We start from the raw sequence: 16,261 nt of genomic DNA, 5'->3' as shown, positions 1-16,261 counted from the left end.
ACCTGCAAGACAGCTTTGGATTCAGCATGTAAAGAATGGAAAGCCGCGTTCTACCGCAGGTCAAACACGCTTTGCCCGCTCACTTGGTGCCGAAGATCTTGTCGCCGGCGTCGCCCAGTCCGGGGATGATGTAGCCGAGTTCGTTGAGATGGCTGTCGACGGCGGCCGTCCAGCAGCGAACATCCGGATGCGCCTTGTCGAGCGCGGCGATGCCTTCCGGCGCAGCCACCAGCACCAGCGCGCGCACGTCCTTGCAGCCGCGGCTCTTCAGCAGCTCGATGGTGGCGATCATCGAGCCCGCGGTGGCCAGCATCGGGTCGACGATCAGCGCGGTGCGCTCTTCGAGGTGGCCGACGAAGCGCTCGAAGTAGTGCTCGGGCTGCAGCGTCTCGTGGTTTCGCGACAGGCCGACCACGCTGACCTTGGCACTGGGGATCATGTCGAGCACGCCGTCGAGCATGCCGAGGCCGGCGCGCAGGATAGGCACCACCGTGACCTTGCGGCCGGCGATGCGCTGCACCTCGGTCGGCCCGCTCCAGCAGGCGACCGTCGCCGCCTCCAGCGGGAAGTCGGCGGTGGCTTCGTAGGCCAGCAGCCGCGCGAGCTCGTGGGTCAGCTCGCGGAACTTCTTCGTCGAGATGTCGGCCTCGCGCAGCAGGCCGACCTTGTGCTTCACCAGGGGATGGCGGACGTCGATGACGGGCATGGGGGTGCGGGGTTCGAGGGCGGTGCCTCGAGTCTAGCCGCCGGCCGCGAACAGGCGCGGCAACAGCGCCGCCGCCGTGCCCTGCAGCAGTGCCTGGGCGTCGGCGTCGATCTCGCTGCGGCACGGGTTGACGATGGCGACGAAGGCGCCGGCGCGGCGCGCACTCGCGGCCAGACCGGCCGCCGGCCACACCGCACCCGAGGTGCCGACCACCACCATCACCTGCGCGCTGCGCGCCGCACGCTCGGCGGACTCCAGCGCGCCCGGCGGCAGCATCTCGCCGAACCACACCACGCCGGGCCGCACCAGGTTGCCGCAGTCGGCACAGCGCGGCGGACGGCCGGGCTGCGCCGCCTCGACCTCGCAGGCCGCGCCTCGCCGGCAGGGCTCGAGCCAGCGGTCGCGCAGGATGTCGCCGTGCAGGCGGAGGGTGTCGCGATTGCCGGCGCGCTGGTGCAGGTCGTCGACGTTCTGCGACACCACCGTCAGCACGCCCGGCCGGCGTCGCTCGAAAGCGCCCAGCGCGAGGTGTCCGGCGTTCGGCTGCGCGGCGCGCACGCCCAGCTTGCGTTCGGCATACCAGTCCCATACGAGCGCTGGGTCGGCGCGGAAACCCTCCTCGCTGGCGAGCTGGGCCGGGTCGAAGCGCGACCACAGCCCGGTCAGCGCGTCACGGAAGGTGGGAATGCCGCTCTCCGCCGACATGCCGGCGCCGGTGAGCACGCAGATGCGCGAAGCGACTTCGATGCGCGCGCGCAGGTCGCGCACGACATCGTCGAGGTCACCCACGGCGCTCGCGCTGGCGCAGCGCCTCGTACAGGCAGACACCCGACGCGACCGACACGTTCAGACTCTCCACCGCACCCTTCATCGGCAGGCGCACCAGCTGGTCGCAGGTCTTTGCGGTGAGCTGGCGCATGCCATGGCCCTCGGCACCGAGCACCAGGGCCACCGGCCCGCTCAGATCGACGTCGTACAGCGACTGCTCGGCGCGGTCCGACGTGCCGATGACAAGGATGTCCCGCTCCTTCAGCTCGCCCAGCGTGCGCGCAAGGTTGGTCACCATGAAGTAAGGCACCGTCTCGGCCGCGCCGCTGGCCACCTTGGCGACGGTGGCATTGATGCCCACCGCATGGTCCTTGGGCGCAATCACGGCGTGCGCGCCGGCGCCGTCGGCCACGCGCAGGCAGGCGCCGAGGTTGTGCGGGTCGGTGATGCCGTCGAGCACCAGCAGCAGCGGGGACCCCTCGACCGCATCGAGCGTGTCGTCGAGCGAGTGGCTCATCGCCACCGGCTGAACGCGCGCCACCACGCCCTGGTGGCGGTGCGTGCCGGCGAGCCTGTGCAGCCGCTCGTCGTCGCTGTCGACGATCCGCGCGCCAGCCGCGCGCACACGCTCGACGAAGGCGCGCATGCGCTGGTCGCGCCGCGCGGCGTCGACATGCACCTCGATGACCGACTGCGGCGCGGACTTCAGCCGCACGGTCACGGCGTGAAAGCCGAACAGCACTTGTTTGCTCATGTCGGTTCCGCCCGGCCGCGCGCAGGAACCGATGTCGCCTTCGGGGGCGGCCAGCGTGGTGAGCTTGGGCTTGTCATTCCGCGATGGTAGCGGCCGAGGCATCGGGTACCATGCGCGCCGCCCTCCACTGCTCGTCCGGAGCCCGTTTCCATGCAAATGATCTGCCTCGACCTCGAAGGCGTGCTCGTGCCCGAGATCTGGATCGAGTTCTCCAAGCGAGTGGGCATTCCCGAACTGGCGCGCACCACGCGCGACGAACCCGACTACGACAAGCTGATGCGCTTTCGCATCGATCTGCTGGCGAAGAACCGGCTCAAGCTCGCCGACATCCAGGACGTCATCGGCGGCATGGGCCCGATGGCAGGTGCGAGGGAGTTCCTCGACGACCTGCGCAGCCGCTACCAGGTGCTGATCCTGTCGGACACGTTCTACGAGTTCGCGCAGCCGCTCATGCGCCAGCTCGGCTGGCCGACGCTGCTGTGCCACAGGCTGGAAGTGGACGCCGAAGGCTTCGTCACCCGCCACGTGCTGCGCATGGCCGACCAGAAGCGCCACGCGGTCAACGCGCTGCGACTGCTGAACTTCCAGGTCATTGCCGCGGGCGACTCGTACAACGACACCGGCATGCTGGCATCGGCCCACGCCGGCTTCTTCATCCACCCGCCCGAGTCCATCGTCGCGCAGTTCCCGCAGTTTCCGGTGACGCGCAGCTATGCCGAGCTGAGCGCGGCGATCGACGCGGCTGCCACAAGGCTGCGCGGCGGCTGAGCGTCAGCGCGTCAGCGCCAGCACGCCCATCAGCGCGCCGATCAGCACCGGCTGGTGCACCATGTAGAAGCTCAGGCTCCAGCGGCCGAGGGCAGCCAGCGGCGCGAGCGGACGGACCAGCGGCCCGGCGAGCCAGTGGCGCCGGTGCACCAGCACCCAGCGCCCAGCAGCCAGGCCCCACAGCATCACACCCAGCCAGGGCAACACCGGGGCGAAGTCTTCGGTGACCGGCTTGCGCGTGACCAGGCCGACCCAGTTGGTCAGTCGGCTGTCGAAGAACGGGTGCTGAAAGAGTTGCGGCAGCAGGATCGCCGCACCGCCCGCGACCCACAATCCGCCCTTGAGCGGCGCGAGCAGCCGCGCGAGGATCAGCATCAGCGCGATGCCGTGCAGGATGCCGAAGCTGATCCAACTGCTCGGAAACATCAGCGCCGAGCCGAGGCTCACCAGTACCGCACAGACTGCGATCTGCGCCCAGCGCCGCCAGAAGCGCTGCCAAGACTGGCCCTGCTCCAGCGCGACAGCTTGGCTCAACCCGGCGCAGAACAGGAACAGCGAGACGATGCAGACGCGCTGCAGCGTCCACAGCGGGTCGGTGTAGAAGTTCTGCTTGATGACGCCGAAGTAGTTCAGGTCAAAGCAGAAGTGAAAGACGGCCATCCACACGATGGCCGCGCCGCGCAGCGCGTCGAGCCGATCGAATCGTTCACCTGCTGCCACAGCGCTCGGAAGAGTGTCGACTTTCCAACGATAGCGCACGCCCGCTCCGGGGCCACCCCGGCGTGACGCTTGATCATCACGGTACCCCCCGCGTTATGCTCGCACATTAATGATGCTGACCACGACCACTGAAGCCGAAGTTCGTCGCGAGTTGCTGCGGCTCGCGCTGCACAACGCCGGTCGCAGCGTGTGGGCACAGGCCATCGTGGTGAGTTTCATCGTCTGGCTGGGCTGGCGCGCCGGAGAGCAGTTCGACGCGATCGTCGCCGGCATCATCGGCTACCTCGGCACCGCGTGGCGCTGGTGGCTGGCGCGCCGCTATGCCGACACGTCCCTGCTCGACGAGGACGGCGTGGCGCGCGCGAGCCACATGCTCGAAGGCAACGCCGCCATGGCCGGCGCGTTCTGGACGGCCAGCGTGATCGGCATCTACGCCCATCAGACGGGCAGCGAAGCCACCGCCTTCATGGTCATGGCGTGCGGCTCGACGGCGGTCGCAGCCTATTTCATGTCCCTGGTCGGCCACTCCTTCCTGCTGCTCGCCGTACCACAGATCGGCGCCGTGATTGCGGTGTGCGTGATGGTGGAGAACGTGCGCTCGCTGCCCTTGGCAGTGCTGGCGGGCATCTTCGGCCTGACCATGTACCGCGCGGCGCGAGAGTTCACCCTGGCAACCACGCGGGCGGTGCGCCACGGCCTGGAGGTCGATGCTGCCAACGCCTCGCTGCAGCGCGCCAAGGCGATGACCGAGGCGGCCAACGACTCGCTGCGGCGCGCCAAGGAAGCTGCCGACGCAGCGAACATGGCCAAGTCGCAGTTCCTCGCCACCATGAGTCACGAGATCCGCACGCCGATGAACGGTGTGCTCGGCGCGCTGGAACTGCTGCGCAGCTCCAAGCTCGATCCGCAGCAGCGGCGGCTGGTGAAGACGGCTGCCTCGTCGGGCGAGTCGCTGATGACCATCCTCAACGACGTGCTCGACCACTCCAAGATCGAGGCCGGCAAGCTCAACCTGGCGCGCACCCCGCTGTCGCTGCACGCGACCGCCTCGTCGGTGGTGGCGCTGTTCCGCGCCAATGCCGAGGCGAAGGGCCTGACGCTGCTGCTGGAGATCGATCCGGACACGCCCAACCGCGTGCTCGGCGACGCCCAGCGCCTCAAGCAGGTGCTGCTCAACCTGGTCGGCAATGCAATCAAGTTCACCGAGCGCGGCGGCGTGTCGCTGCGGCTGAGGCCCGGTCGCGGCACCATGGATCGGCCGCGCGTGCGCTTCGAGGTCGTCGACACGGGCATCGGCGTGCCGCCCGAGGCTCAGGACCAGCTCTTCCAGCCGTTCCACCAGGTCGACGGTTCGCGCAGCCGCCGCGCAGGCGGCACCGGGTTGGGCCTGGCGATCAGCCAGAAGATCGTCGAGGCGATGGCCGGCCGCATCGAGCTGGAGAGCCAGAGCGGCCGCGGGTCGCGTTTCCACTTCGAGCTGACCTTCGACGCCGACCCGCATCCGCCGGAAGGCGACGTCATCGACTCGGCCATGACACCGCTGGACCCGCTGCCCTCGCGCCTGTCGGGCACCGTCCTGGTGGTCGAGGACAACCCGGTGAACCGCGTCATCGCCGAGGAGATGCTCGAGTCGCTGGGTCTGGACTGCATCGAGGCGCAGGACGGCGTGGAGGCGCTGGACGTGCTCGCGCGCCGCTCGGTGGACCTGGTGCTGATGGACTGCCAGATGCCCGTGATGGACGGCTACACCGCCACCCAGCACATCCGAGCCCGCGAACTGAAGCAGCGGCTGCCGCGCACGCCGATCGTCGCGCTGACCGCCAACGCCTACGAGGAAGACGCCGCTCACGCGCTGGAGGCGGGCATGGATGGCCACCTCGCCAAGCCCTACACGCGCGACCAGCTGCGCGACATCATCTCGTCCTGGCTGTGAGGCCGGCCGGCCCCGCGCGGGGACGCGCGCCGGCCTGGCAACGGCCCGGCGCTCGGCACGGCGCCTCGGCCCTCCTGCGGGGCTAGAGCGCGCCCCAGGCGGTGATGCCGGTGCCGCGCTCGTCGCCCCAGCCGGTGTTGCCGTTGCGCAGCTCACCCCAGGCGGTGTCGAGCTCGATGCGCTTGATTTCCTCCACCGCCCCGTCATCGGCGCCGCCGGCCTTGCGCACCTGGGCACGGGCGAGCCGCTCCATCAGGCGCAGGTCGCGTGTGGTCAGCGTCAGCGCCGTCTCGGCCCACAGCTCGACCACCTCGAGCAGCGAGTCGTAGGTGATCGGCGCCACCAGGCGCTGCGCATGCAAGGCCGCCAGCGTGCCGCGCAACCGCGGGTCGACGGCACGCACCAAGTCGAGGATGGCATCCTCGCCCGAACCGTCGTCCACCACGGCATCGACCAGACTGCGGCGCAGCAGCTGCTCCGCGGTGAAGAGGCGCCCGCTGAGGATCATGTCCTTCGCCACCGAGAAGCCGGCCTTGCGGATGGTCAGCGGCCAGGCGCCCATGCCGGGGAAGAGATTGAACAGCACCTCGGGGAAGCCGGCCTGCGCGCTGCGCTCGAAGATCACCTTGTGGAAAGGCAGCACCGACTCCAGCCCACCGCCCAGCGTGTCGCCCTGCACCAGCACGGTCGTGTGCACGCCGCGCTGCGCCGCGTGCTCCAGCCACCAGACCAGGTCGATGCAGCGGCGGCCGTACATCTTCAGCGAGTCGATGTCCTGCGCGCGCACCAGCAGCACGAACAGGGCGAGGTCACCGCCGAAGTTGAACACGCCGGTCACGTCCGAGCTGAGCACCAGGTGGCGCACCAGCCCGGGGTTTTCGGCGATGTCGTCGAGCACGCGCTGCATCTCGGTCAGGCCGGCCAGGCTGTAGCACTGGATCGGTTTCACGCAAGTGCGCACGCGCAGCATGCCAAGTTCCCCCGTCCACTCCAGGCGCAGGTACTTGTAAGGGCGAGCGAGCATCTGCGGCAGGCCGCCCGATGCGAGGAACTGAGTTGTCATACCTGTTCGATGATGCGCGTGAAGTGGTGGAAGTTAATCAAAGCCGCGTCGACCACCGCGTCGCAGGCCGGAGTGTCGTCCAGCGTGTTGAGGATCTTGCGCAGGTCCGCCATGTGCTCGGCGTCCATGGTGGCGTGCGAGTTGATGAAGGAGACACCGCGTTCACCGTCGAGCAGCAACGACTCCTTGATCGCCGAGGCGAACGGCCCGCCGTACACCGAGGCAATCACTTCCAGCGTGTAGAGCATGCCCAGCACCGAGCAAGGATGATGCCGATCGGCCGCCCAGTAGTTGTAGCCGACCAGCGTGCGCGTGAAGGCCGAGGGCATGTGCGCCTCGGTCGCCGCGGGCGCCACGCCCACCGCCTCGAGGTCGTTGCGCACCCATTCTTCGTGCCCGGACTCCTCCAACATGTGCTGGTAGAGGAAGTAGCGCACCTGCTTGTGCGTGTCGCCGAGGCGGCTGGCGGCGGCCGCGCTCACCGGATTGAAGTGCCACACCACGTGGTAGAGCTCGAGCAGCAGCGTGCGGTAGCGCTCCAGCGGGAGTCCATGGGCAACGGCGTCCAGCACCACCGGGTGCGTTTCGAAGGCACGGCGTGCCTCGTCGGTGCGGGCCACGAGGTCCGCGAAGAACATCGACATTCAAATCTCCAACGACAGTTCATGGGCGTCGCAAGGCCGTTCTCAGATCACGCGCACCGCGGCGCGGCCCATTGCTTTGCAACGGTTTCCTCGCATTGTGGCGGCGACGGACCACTGCACCAATAGTCAGGATTGACAGGGTGTCGGAACCCGGGCGAAGCGCCGGAGGCATGCACGGCGCGGCGCGCTTGAAGAATCGCAAGGCCGGTTCGGCGGCCTGGCACGACCATAGGCATCAGGGCGAGGCCCGGGAGCCACAGCATGGGCGAGAAGCGCCGAATCCTCATCATCCAGGGTCACCCGGACGTGACCGAGGTGCATCTCGGCCATGCGCTGGCGCAGGCATACGCCGCGGGCGCCAGCGCGGCCGGGCACCAGGTGCGCACCGCCACCCCGGCTCAGCTCGACTTTCCGCTGCTGCGCAGCCAGAAGGAGTGGGAGCAAGGCCCACTTCCCTTGGCGCTGCAGAAGCCGCAGGACGACATTGCCTGGGCGCAGCACCTCGTGCTGTGCTTTCCGTTGTGGATGGGCGACATGCCTGCCTTGCTGAAGGGCTTCTTCGAGCAGGTCGCGCGGCCGGGCTTCGCGTTCCGCACGGCGGACGGCAATCCGTTCGGGCAGAAGGGACTGGCCGGGCGCTCGGCGCGCGTGGTGGTGACGATGGGCATGCCGGCCCTCGTTTACCGGCACTACTTCCGCGCCCACAGCGTGAAGAGCCTGGAGCGCAACATCCTCGGTTTCGTCGGCATCTCGCCCGTCCACGAAACGCTGATCGGCCAGGTTGACAGCCTCGACGAGGCGGGCCGTGCGAAGTGGCTCGCCAGGCTCGCTGCACTCGGCCGCCGCGCTGCCTGAGCGACGCCGGCCAAGCCACGCGGGCTGCGCTATCGTGGCCACCATGGCCCTCAGCCCGCCCCTTGCCGCCGCCTCGCCGCCGGTCGGCGATCTGTTGCGCGAGTGGCGGCGGCGGCGCCGGCTCAGCCAGCTCGACCTCGCCGGCGCCGCCGATGTCTCCACGCGGCACCTCAGCTGCGTCGAGACCGGCCGCGCGCTGCCCAGTCGCGAGATGGTGCTGCGCCTGTCCGAGCGGCTGGAGGTGCCCCTGCGCGAACGCAACCGGCTGCTGACCGCCGCCGGCTATGCGCCGATGTTCGCCGAGCGGCGGCTCGACGACCCGGCGCTGGAAAGCGCCCGTCGCGCGATCGACCTGGTGCTGAAGGGCCACGAGCCCTATCCCGCGCTCGCCGTCGACCGGCACTGGACGCTGGTCTCCTGCAACCGCATGGTGCCGATGCTGCTGGCCGGTCTGCCGACCCGGCTGTTGCAGCCGCCGCTGAACGTGCTGCGCCTCAGCCTGCATCCCGAGGGCCTGGCACCGCGCATCGTCAACCTGGTGCAGTGGCGCGCCCACCTGCTGCACCGCTTGAGCCACCAGGTCGACGCCAGCGGCGATCCGACCCTGTCCGCGCTGGCCGAGGAACTCGCCGGCTACCCGCCTGCGGCCGGCGACGACGCCGGACCCCTGCAGGCCGACGCGTCGTCCGTGGCCGTGCCGCTGCGGCTGCGCACGCCCGAAGGCGCGGTCAGCCTGATCAGCACCATCACCGTGTTCGGCACCCCGGTGGACATCACGCTCGCCGAGCTGGCACTGGAGGCCTTCTTCCCCGCCGACGCAGCAACCGCCCAGGCGCTGCAGCGCCTGGCGGCGCGCATCCCGTCGGCCTGATTCAGGTCAAGCGCCGAAATCGGCTTGCTGGCAGCATCGCGGCGTGCCCAAGGCCCCCATGAACATCGACCGGCAGCAGACCTGGAACGTCGGCTACTGGATGCTCGCGCTGCTGCTGCTCATGCTCGCGCAGAGCCTGTGGCAGGGCGGCTCGCGCATCGAGGCGGTGCCCTACAGCGTGTTCGAGAAGGCGCTCGCCGAGGGGCGAATCGCCGAAGTGACGGTCTCCGACCGCAGCATCACCGGCACGCTGAAGTCGCCCGAGAACGGCAAGACCACGCTGGTGGCCACGCGCGTCGAGCCCGACCTCGCCGCGCGGCTGGAGAAGTACGACGTGCCCTACACGCGCGTGGTCGAGAGCCCGCTGCTGCGCGACCTGCTGTCGTGGATCGTGCCGGCGCTGGTGTTCTTCGGCCTGTGGTACTTCGTCATCCGCCGATTTGCCGACAGGCAGGGCATGGGCGGATTCATGTCGATCGGCAAGAGCCGCGCCAAGGTCTACGTGGAGACCGACACCGGCGTGGACTTCGGAGACGTCGCCGGCGTCGACGAGGCCAAGGAGGAACTCAAGGAGGTGGTCGACTTCCTCAAGCACCCGCAGGAGTACGGCCGTCTGGGTGCGCACATTCCGAAGGGCGTGCTGCTGGTTGGCCCGCCGGGCACCGGCAAGACGCTGCTGGCCAAGGCGGTGGCCGGCGAGGCGGGCGTGCCCTTCTTCTCGATCTCGGGCAGCGAGTTCGTCGAGATGTTCGTCGGCGTGGGCGCGGCGCGTGTGCGCGACCTGTTCGAGCAGGCGCGGCTGAAGGCGCCGGCGATCATCTTCATCGACGAGCTCGACGCGCTGGGCCGCGCGCGCGGTGCCTTCCCGGGCCTGGGCGGCCACGACGAGAAGGAACAGACGCTCAACCAGCTGCTCGTGGAGATGGACGGCTTCGACACCTCGTCGGGTCTGATCATCCTGGCTGCCACCAACCGGCCGGAAATCCTCGACACCGCGCTGCTGCGCGCCGGGCGATTCGACCGCCAGGTGCTGGTCGACCGGCCCGACCGCAAGGGCCGCCTCGACATCCTGAAGGTGCACGTCCGCAAGGTGAAGCTGGCCGCGGATGCCGGGCTCGACGAGGTGGCCGGCATCACCGCCGGCTTCAGCGGCGCCGACCTCGCCAACCTGGTCAACGAGGCGGCGATCGCCGCCACGCGGAGGCATGCCGATGAGGTGACGCTGGCCGACTTCACCGTGGCGGTGGAGCGCATCGTCGCCGGCCTGGAGCGGCGCAGCCGCGTGCTCAACCCGCACGAGCGCCGCGCTGTGGCCTTCCACGAGATGGGCCATGCGCTGGTGGCGCTGTCGCAGGCCGGCAGCGACCCGGTGCACAAGGTATCGATCATCCCGCGCGGCATCGGCGCGCTGGGCTACACCATCCAGCGACCCACCGAGGACCGCTACCTGATGACGCGTGCCGAGCTGGAACGCAAGATCGCCGTGCTGCTGGGCGGCCGCGCGGCGGAGATGCTGGTGCTCGGCGAGCTGTCCACCGGCGCCGCCGACGACCTCGCCAAGGCCACCGACATCGCGCGCGAGATGGTCACGCGCTACGGCATGGACGAAGGACTCGGCCATGTCGCCTACGAGGCGCCGCGCGCGCCCTCGCCCGAGCTGGCGATACCCTGGGCCAACGGCTCGCGCACGCTGTCGGAGCAGACGATGCGCCGCATCGACGAGGCGGTGGGCTCGCTCGTCGCCGCCGGCTTCGCCGCAGCGACGCGTCTGCTGACCGCGCACCGCGACCTGCTCGAACGCGGTGCGGCGATGCTGCTCGAACGCGAGACGCTGGCCGAGGACGAGCTGCGCACACTGACGGCGCCGTTGCGCGAGGCGCCGGGCGCGGGCGCAGGCGATCAGCCGCCGACGACGGCGTAGGCCTCGCCGTTCTCGCGCAGCCAGCGCTCGCCGAGCGAGGCATCCTGCTGGCGCGGATGGAAGGCGCTGCCGAAATAGGCCCTCCACGGCCCATAGACCTGCCGCAGCAGGCCTTCGCGGGAGAGCAGCAGATGCCAGCCGCTGCGCCAGGTGCGCCACCTGAACAGTTCGCCGTCGTGCCACAGGTTGCGCAAGGTCTGGCGGAACACGTCGAGCAGGAAATGCGTGGTGACGATGCGCATGAAGCGCGCTCGCCAGAACTCATTGCCGCCGAGCGCGCGGTACAGGTCGAAGGCGGTGCTGCGGTGCTCGGATTCCTCGGCTGCATGCCACATCCACAGCGTCGCCAGGCGCGGCTCGGCACCGGCCAGGCAGTCGGGGTGGCGCAGCGTCCAATCGGCGAAGATCGCCGTGATGTGCTCGGTGGCGGCGGTGGCCGCCACCCAGTGGCGCGGGTCCAGGCCCTCGAGTCGTCTGAGCCGGCGCAGCGCCCGCTCGGCCCAGCGATTGACGTGTCCCTGCGACTCCAGCTGGCCGTTGAAGAGCGCATGCAGCCGGCGGTGCGTGGCCTCCTGGCCGATGAACCCCTGCACCTCGCCGGCCATCGCCTCACGCTGCGCCTGCGGCAGCGCCTTCATGCCCAGCTTCACCGCATCGATGAAGAACTGCTCGCCGACCGGGAAGCTCATCGACAGCGCGTTGAACCAGGCCGTGCGGAAGGCGTCGCCCCCGTTCCACTGGCGCGGGAACGGCGTCTCCAGGTCGATCAGCAGCCGGCGCACGACCAGTTCGCTCACTTCGGCAGTCTCCGCTTCAGCTCGTCCTTCAGCCGCGCATGAGCCTCGGGCTTGAGCACCCTGAGCAGGTCGAGGTCGGCGAGCAATCTCGCCACGCGGGCCTCGGCATTGCCCGCCTTGATCGCATCGATCTCCGCCTTCATCGCGCGGAAGTCGTCGAAGCGTTCGTCGGCGGCCTTCGGGTCGCGCGCTTGCACCAGAACCTCCAGCGCGTCGCTGATGCGGCCAAGCTGGCGACCGTAGCTGTGCTTGCTCAGCACGTCGGCTTCGGTCTGCGGTGCGCTGCTGTTGAAGGCGTTCACGTTCAGCGTCCAGCCCGGCAGGATGGGCTGCACCAGCGTGTTCGGCGCGAGCTGCATCGCCGCGCTCCACTGCTTCAGCCAGCTCGCCGGGTCCCAGGTGGGGGTGTCGGTGCCCGCCATGACATACCTCCGTTGCGCGTGCCTGCAGTGTGACAGCCTTCAGCCCACCCAGCGGCGCGCGTTGCGGAACATGCGCATCCAGGGGCTGAAGGCACTCTTGTCGCCGCTCGTCCAGCTCATCTGCACGTTGCGGAAGACCCGCTCCGGGTGCGGCATCAGCACGGTGAAGCGGCCGTCGGCCGTGGTCACCGAGGTCAGGCCGTCGGGGCTGCCGTTAGGATTCGCCGGGTAGGCTTCGGTGGGCGCACCCGCGTGGTCGACGAAACGCATGGCGCGATGCACCGCCCGGGCGTCGCCGCGCTGAGAGAAGTCGGCGAAGCCCTCGCCGTGCGCCACCGCGATCGGGATGCGGCTGCCCTCCATGCCGGTGAAGAAGATCGAAGGGCTTTGCAGCACCTCGACCAGCGATAACCGCGCCTCGAACTGCTCGCTCTTGTTGCGCGTGAACTTCGGCCAGGCCTGCGCGCCGGGAATGATGGGCGCGAGCGCGGCCATCATCTGGCAGCCGTTGCACACGCCGAGCGCGAAGGTGTCGGAGCGGCCGAAGAATGCGGCGAACTGCTCGGCCAGCACCGGGTTGAACATCACCGAGCGCGCCCATCCTTCGCCGGCGCCCAGCGTGTCGCCGTAGCTGAAGCCGCCGCAGGCGACGAAGCCCTGGAAGCGGTCCAGCCGCGCCCGGCCGCTGTGCAGGTCGCTCATGTGCACGTCGAAGGTCTCGAAGCCGGCCTGGTGCATCGCGTAGCTCATCTCGACATGCGAGTTGACGCCCTGCTCGCGCAGGATGGCCACCTGGGGCCGCGCCTTGGCCACGAAGGGCGCCGCCACGTCATCGGCGGGATCGAAGCTCAGGTGCAGGTGCAGGCCGGGGTCACCAGTGCGGCCGGCCTGCGCATGCTCGGCATCGGCGCAGGCCGGGTTGTCGCGCAATACGGCGATGCGCCAGCTCACCTCGTCCCAGGCCTGGTGCAGGTCGCGCAGGGACGACGCGAACACCACCTTGGTATCGCGCCAGACTTCGACCACGCCGCGCTCGTTGGTCTTGCCGACGAAGTGGCTGTGCCGGGACAGGCCATGCGCGCGCAGCGTCTGCATCACCTCGTTGCGCACCGCGCTGGGCACCTGCAGCACCACGCCCAGCTCCTCGTTGAACAGCGCCTTCAGCGTCAGTTCCTGGCGGCGCGGACCGACCTGCGCCGTCCAGTTCTTCGAGTCCCCGTACTCGGCACGGCTGTCGGCGATGCCGTCGCCCTCGGTGACGAGCAGGTCAACGTTCAGGCTGACGCCGAGCTGGCCAGCAAATGCCATCTCGCACACCGTGGCCCACAGCCCGCCATCGCTGCGGTCGTGGTAAGCGAGCAGGTGGCCCTGGCCGCGCAGCTCGTTCACGGCCGCCACCAGCGCCTTCAGCAGCGCCGGGTCGTCCAGGTCGGGCACGCCATCGACGTCCAGACTGCCGACCTGCTCCAGCACCTGGGCCAGCATCGAGCCGCCCATGCGCTTCCTGCCCTGGCCGAGGTCGACCAGCACCAGGGTCGTGTCGCCCGGCTGCAGCTGCGGGGTCAGCGTCGGTCGCACATCGGCGACGCTCGCGAACGCCGAGACGATCAGGCTCACCGGCGCGGTGACCTGCTTCGCGGCCCCGCCCTCGCTCCAGCGCGTGCGCATCGACAGGCTGTCCTTGCCCACCGGCACGCTGATGCCCAGCGCCGGGCACAGCTCCATGCCCACCGCCTTGACGGTGTCGTACAGGGCGGCGTCCTCGCCCGGCTCGCCGCAGGCGGCCATCCAGTTGCAGCTCAGCTTCACGCGCGCCAGCTCGATCGGCGCGGCCAGCAGGTTGGTGACCGCTTCGCCCACCGCCATGCGGCCCGAGGCCGGCGCATCGAGTGAGGCCAGCGGCGTGCGCTCGCCCATGCTCATCGCCTCTCCGGCGAAACCGGCGTAGTCGGCCAGCGTCACCGCGCAGTCGGCCACCGGCACCTGCCAGGGGCCGACCATCTGGTCGCGATGGTCCAGGCCACCGACGGTGCGGTCGCCGATGGTGATGAGGAAGCGCTTGCTGGCCACGGTCGGGTGGCGCAGCACGTCGAAGGCGGCCTTCTCCAGCGCCACGTCGTCGAGCTTCAGCGCCGGCGCACTGCGCACCACGCGCTCGACATCGCGATGCATGCGCGGCGGCTTGCCGAGCAGCACCTCCATCGGCATGTCGATGGGCTTGTCGTCACTGCCAGGCTGCTCCAGCACGAGTTGCTTCCGATCGGTGGCCACGCCGACGATTGCGAACGGACAGCGCTCGCGCTCGCACATCGCCTGGAACAGGGGCAGCGCGTCGGCGCGCACCGCCATCACGTAGCGCTCCTGGCTCTCGTTGCACCAGATCTCCTTCGGCGCCAGGCCGGATTCCTCCAGCGGCACCTTGGAGAGGTCGAAGCGCGCCCCCTTGCCCGCGCCGTCGACCAGTTCGGGGAAGGCGTTGCTGATGCCGCCCGCGCCGACATCGTGGATGGCGAGGATGGGGTTGCTCTCGCCCAGCGCCCAGCAGTGGTTGATGACTTCCTGCGCGCGGCGCTGGATCTCCGGGTTGCCACGCTGCACCGAGTCGAAATCGAGCTCGGCGGCGTTCGCGCCGGCGGCCATCGAACTGGCGGCGCCGCCGCCCATGCCGATGCGCATGCCCGGACCACCGAGTTGCACGAGCAGGGTGCCGGCGGGGAACTCGATCTTGCTCGTCTGCGAGGCGGAGATCGTGCCCAGGCCGCCGGCGATCATGATCGGCTTGTGGTAGCCGCGGCGCACGCCGTCGACCGTCTGCTCGTAGACGCGGAAGTAGCCCAGCAGGTTGGGTCGCCCGAACTCGTTGTTGAAGGCCGCGCCGCCCAGCGGGCCGTCGATCATGATCTGCAGCGGGCTGGCGATGTGCTCGGGCTTGCCGTAGGGCTGCCGTTCCCACGGTTCGCTGGTGCCCGGCAGGTGCAGGTTGGAGACCGAGAAGCCGGTCAGCCCCGCCTTCGGCCGCGAGCCGCGGCCGGTGGCGCCTTCGTCGCGGATCTCGCCGCCGGCGCCGGTGGAAGCGCCCGGGAAGGGCGAGATCGCCGTCGGGTGGTTGTGCGTCTCCACCTTCATCAGCACGTGGGCGGTGTCGCGGCGCGGCCCCCAGGCCGGCGCATTGGTGTAGCCCTGCGGCAGCCAGCGCTCGACCTCGTGCCCCTCCATCACGCTGGCGTTGTCGCTGTAGGCGATCACCGTGTGCTGCGGCGCGAGCCGATGCGTATTGCGGATCATGCCGAACATCGACTGGTCCTGCGCCACACCGTCGATGGTGAACCGGGCGTTGAAGATCTTGTGCCGGCAGTGCTCGGAGTTCGCCTGCGCGAACATCATCAGCTCGACATCGGTCGGATTGCGCTGCAGGCCGGTAAACGCGGCGACGAGGTAGTCGATCTCGTCGTCCGACAGCGCCAGGCCGAAGTCCTTGTTCGCTGCCTCCAGGGCGACTCGCCCGCGGCCCAGCACGTCGACATGTTCCATCGGCTTGCCGGGTTGCTCGTCGAACAGGTGCTTCGCGTCGTCGCGCGCCAGCAGCACGCTCTCGGTCATGCGATCGTGCAGCAGCGCGGCACATCGCCGGAGTTCATCGGCGCTCAGCGGCTTCGCGCCGCCGAGCAGGCCGTTCTTCAGCGCCAGCCTGAACTCGGTGACGCGTTCGACGCGCCGGATGGCGAGGCCGCAGTTGTGCGCGATGTCTGTGGCCTTCGACGCCCAGGGAGACACCGTGCCCAGGCGCGGCGCCACCACCAGCAACGCGCCCTCGACCGGGCCCGCGTAAGGCTCGCCGTAGCGCAGCAGGGCCTCGAGCCTGTCGTGCTCGGCGCCGGCCAGCGGGTGGTCGCTCCACACCCAGTGGACATGCCGGGCATGGACGGCCGTGATGCGCGCCTGCACGGCCTGCAGGCGAGGCAGCAGCGCTTGCGCGCGGAAGGCGGACAGCGCGTTGCCGCCCTCGAAGTGGAACAGGTGCTTGGGGCTGGAGGTCACG

The 16,261-nt window shown here is 69.6% G+C and carries 14 protein-coding genes; 5 read left to right on the top strand and 9 right to left on the bottom strand.

Features of this window, described 5'->3' with window-relative positions:
- Positions 1–79 precede the first annotated feature (79 nt).
- The 3 genes from upp to rlmB are packed head-to-tail and all read right to left on the bottom strand — an operon-like array spanning position 80 to position 2,228.
- A complete protein-coding gene (upp, locus tag Q0599_RS19080; RefSeq protein WP_298832970.1) occupies positions 80–706 on the bottom strand; it encodes a uracil phosphoribosyltransferase in 627 nt (208 codons plus the stop codon).
- A 33-nt stretch (positions 707–739) separates the two neighbouring features.
- On the bottom strand, positions 740–1,495 hold the full coding sequence (locus tag Q0599_RS19075) for an NAD-dependent deacylase (protein WP_298832968.1): 756 nt from the start codon (positions 1,493–1,495) through the stop codon (positions 740–742).
- Positions 1,488–2,228, bottom strand: coding sequence for a 23S rRNA (guanosine(2251)-2'-O)-methyltransferase RlmB (rlmB, locus tag Q0599_RS19070; RefSeq protein WP_298832965.1), 741 nt, complete (start codon positions 2,226–2,228; stop codon positions 1,488–1,490). Before rlmB ends, Q0599_RS19075 begins: the two co-directional genes overlap by 8 nt.
- 150 nt (positions 2,229–2,378) lie before the next feature.
- On the opposite strand from rlmB, the gene thrH reads away from it, so the two are divergent.
- The gene (gene thrH / locus Q0599_RS19065; protein ID WP_298832962.1) at positions 2,379–2,996 is read left to right on the top strand and encodes a bifunctional phosphoserine phosphatase/homoserine phosphotransferase ThrH; all 618 of its coding nucleotides are present in this window, start codon (positions 2,379–2,381) and stop codon (positions 2,994–2,996) included.
- A gap of 3 nt (positions 2,997–2,999) precedes the next feature.
- On the opposite strand, the gene Q0599_RS19060 is transcribed toward thrH, so the two are convergent.
- Complete coding sequence (locus Q0599_RS19060) at positions 3,000–3,716, bottom strand: DUF1624 domain-containing protein (protein ID WP_298832959.1); 717 nt, start codon at positions 3,714–3,716, stop codon at positions 3,000–3,002.
- A 109-nt stretch (positions 3,717–3,825) separates the two neighbouring features.
- On the opposite strand from Q0599_RS19060, the gene Q0599_RS19055 reads away from it, so the two are divergent.
- Positions 3,826–5,649, top strand: a complete 1,824-nt coding sequence (locus tag Q0599_RS19055; protein WP_298832956.1) for an ATP-binding protein — start codon at positions 3,826–3,828, stop codon at positions 5,647–5,649.
- 82 nt (positions 5,650–5,731) lie between these two features.
- Here Q0599_RS19055 and Q0599_RS19050 read toward each other — a convergent pair whose 3' ends face one another.
- Both Q0599_RS19050 and Q0599_RS19045 read right to left on the bottom strand, forming a co-directional pair.
- Positions 5,732–6,712, bottom strand: coding sequence for a crotonase/enoyl-CoA hydratase family protein (locus Q0599_RS19050; RefSeq protein WP_298832954.1), 981 nt, complete (start codon positions 6,710–6,712; stop codon positions 5,732–5,734).
- The gene (locus tag Q0599_RS19045) at positions 6,709–7,356 is read right to left on the bottom strand and encodes a TenA family transcriptional regulator (protein ID WP_298832951.1); all 648 of its coding nucleotides are present in this window, start codon (positions 7,354–7,356) and stop codon (positions 6,709–6,711) included. Before Q0599_RS19045 ends, Q0599_RS19050 begins: the two co-directional genes overlap by 4 nt.
- A 261-nt stretch (positions 7,357–7,617) precedes the next feature.
- Between Q0599_RS19045 and Q0599_RS19040 the strand changes: the two genes are divergently transcribed.
- The 3 genes from Q0599_RS19040 to ftsH all read left to right on the top strand — a co-directional run bounded on the left by Q0599_RS19040 (position 7,618) and on the right by ftsH (position 11,003).
- A complete protein-coding gene (locus tag Q0599_RS19040) occupies positions 7,618–8,211 on the top strand; it encodes an NAD(P)H-dependent oxidoreductase (protein WP_298832948.1) in 594 nt (197 codons plus the stop codon).
- 43 nt (positions 8,212–8,254) lie between these two features.
- On the top strand, positions 8,255–9,082 hold the full coding sequence (locus Q0599_RS19035; RefSeq protein WP_298832945.1) for a helix-turn-helix transcriptional regulator: 828 nt from the start codon (positions 8,255–8,257) through the stop codon (positions 9,080–9,082).
- Positions 9,083–9,146: 64 nt separating this feature from the next.
- Positions 9,147–11,003 carry an ATP-dependent zinc metalloprotease FtsH gene (gene ftsH, locus Q0599_RS19030; RefSeq protein WP_298833306.1) on the top strand — a complete coding sequence of 619 codons (1,857 nt, stop codon included), beginning with the start codon at positions 9,147–9,149 and terminating at the stop codon, positions 11,001–11,003.
- Here ftsH and Q0599_RS19025 read toward each other — a convergent pair.
- The 3 genes from Q0599_RS19025 to purL are packed head-to-tail and all read right to left on the bottom strand — an operon-like array spanning position 10,982 to position 16,260.
- Positions 10,982–11,800: a metal-dependent hydrolase gene (locus Q0599_RS19025; protein WP_298832943.1), complete on the bottom strand. Its 819-nt coding sequence runs from the start codon at positions 11,798–11,800 to the stop codon at positions 10,982–10,984. The two genes, ftsH and Q0599_RS19025, sit on opposite strands and share 22 nt — an antisense overlap.
- Positions 11,797–12,222 (bottom strand): hypothetical protein, encoded by a 426-nt coding sequence (locus Q0599_RS19020; RefSeq protein ID WP_298832940.1) that lies wholly within the window; start codon positions 12,220–12,222, stop codon positions 11,797–11,799. The genes Q0599_RS19025 and Q0599_RS19020 overlap by 4 nt, the downstream gene beginning before the upstream one ends.
- Positions 12,223–12,261: 39 nt before the next feature.
- Complete coding sequence (gene purL, locus Q0599_RS19015; protein ID WP_298832936.1) at positions 12,262–16,260, bottom strand: phosphoribosylformylglycinamidine synthase; 3,999 nt, start codon at positions 16,258–16,260, stop codon at positions 12,262–12,264.
- Between the last annotated feature and the right edge of the window lies 1 nt (position 16,261).

It is taken from the genome of uncultured Piscinibacter sp. (genome assembly GCF_937952055.1).
Classification (GTDB): Bacteria; Pseudomonadota; Gammaproteobacteria; order Burkholderiales; family Burkholderiaceae_C; genus Piscinibacter.
The sequence above is the reverse complement of the archived record's forward strand: the minus strand, read 5'-3'. Positions and strand labels throughout refer to the sequence as shown.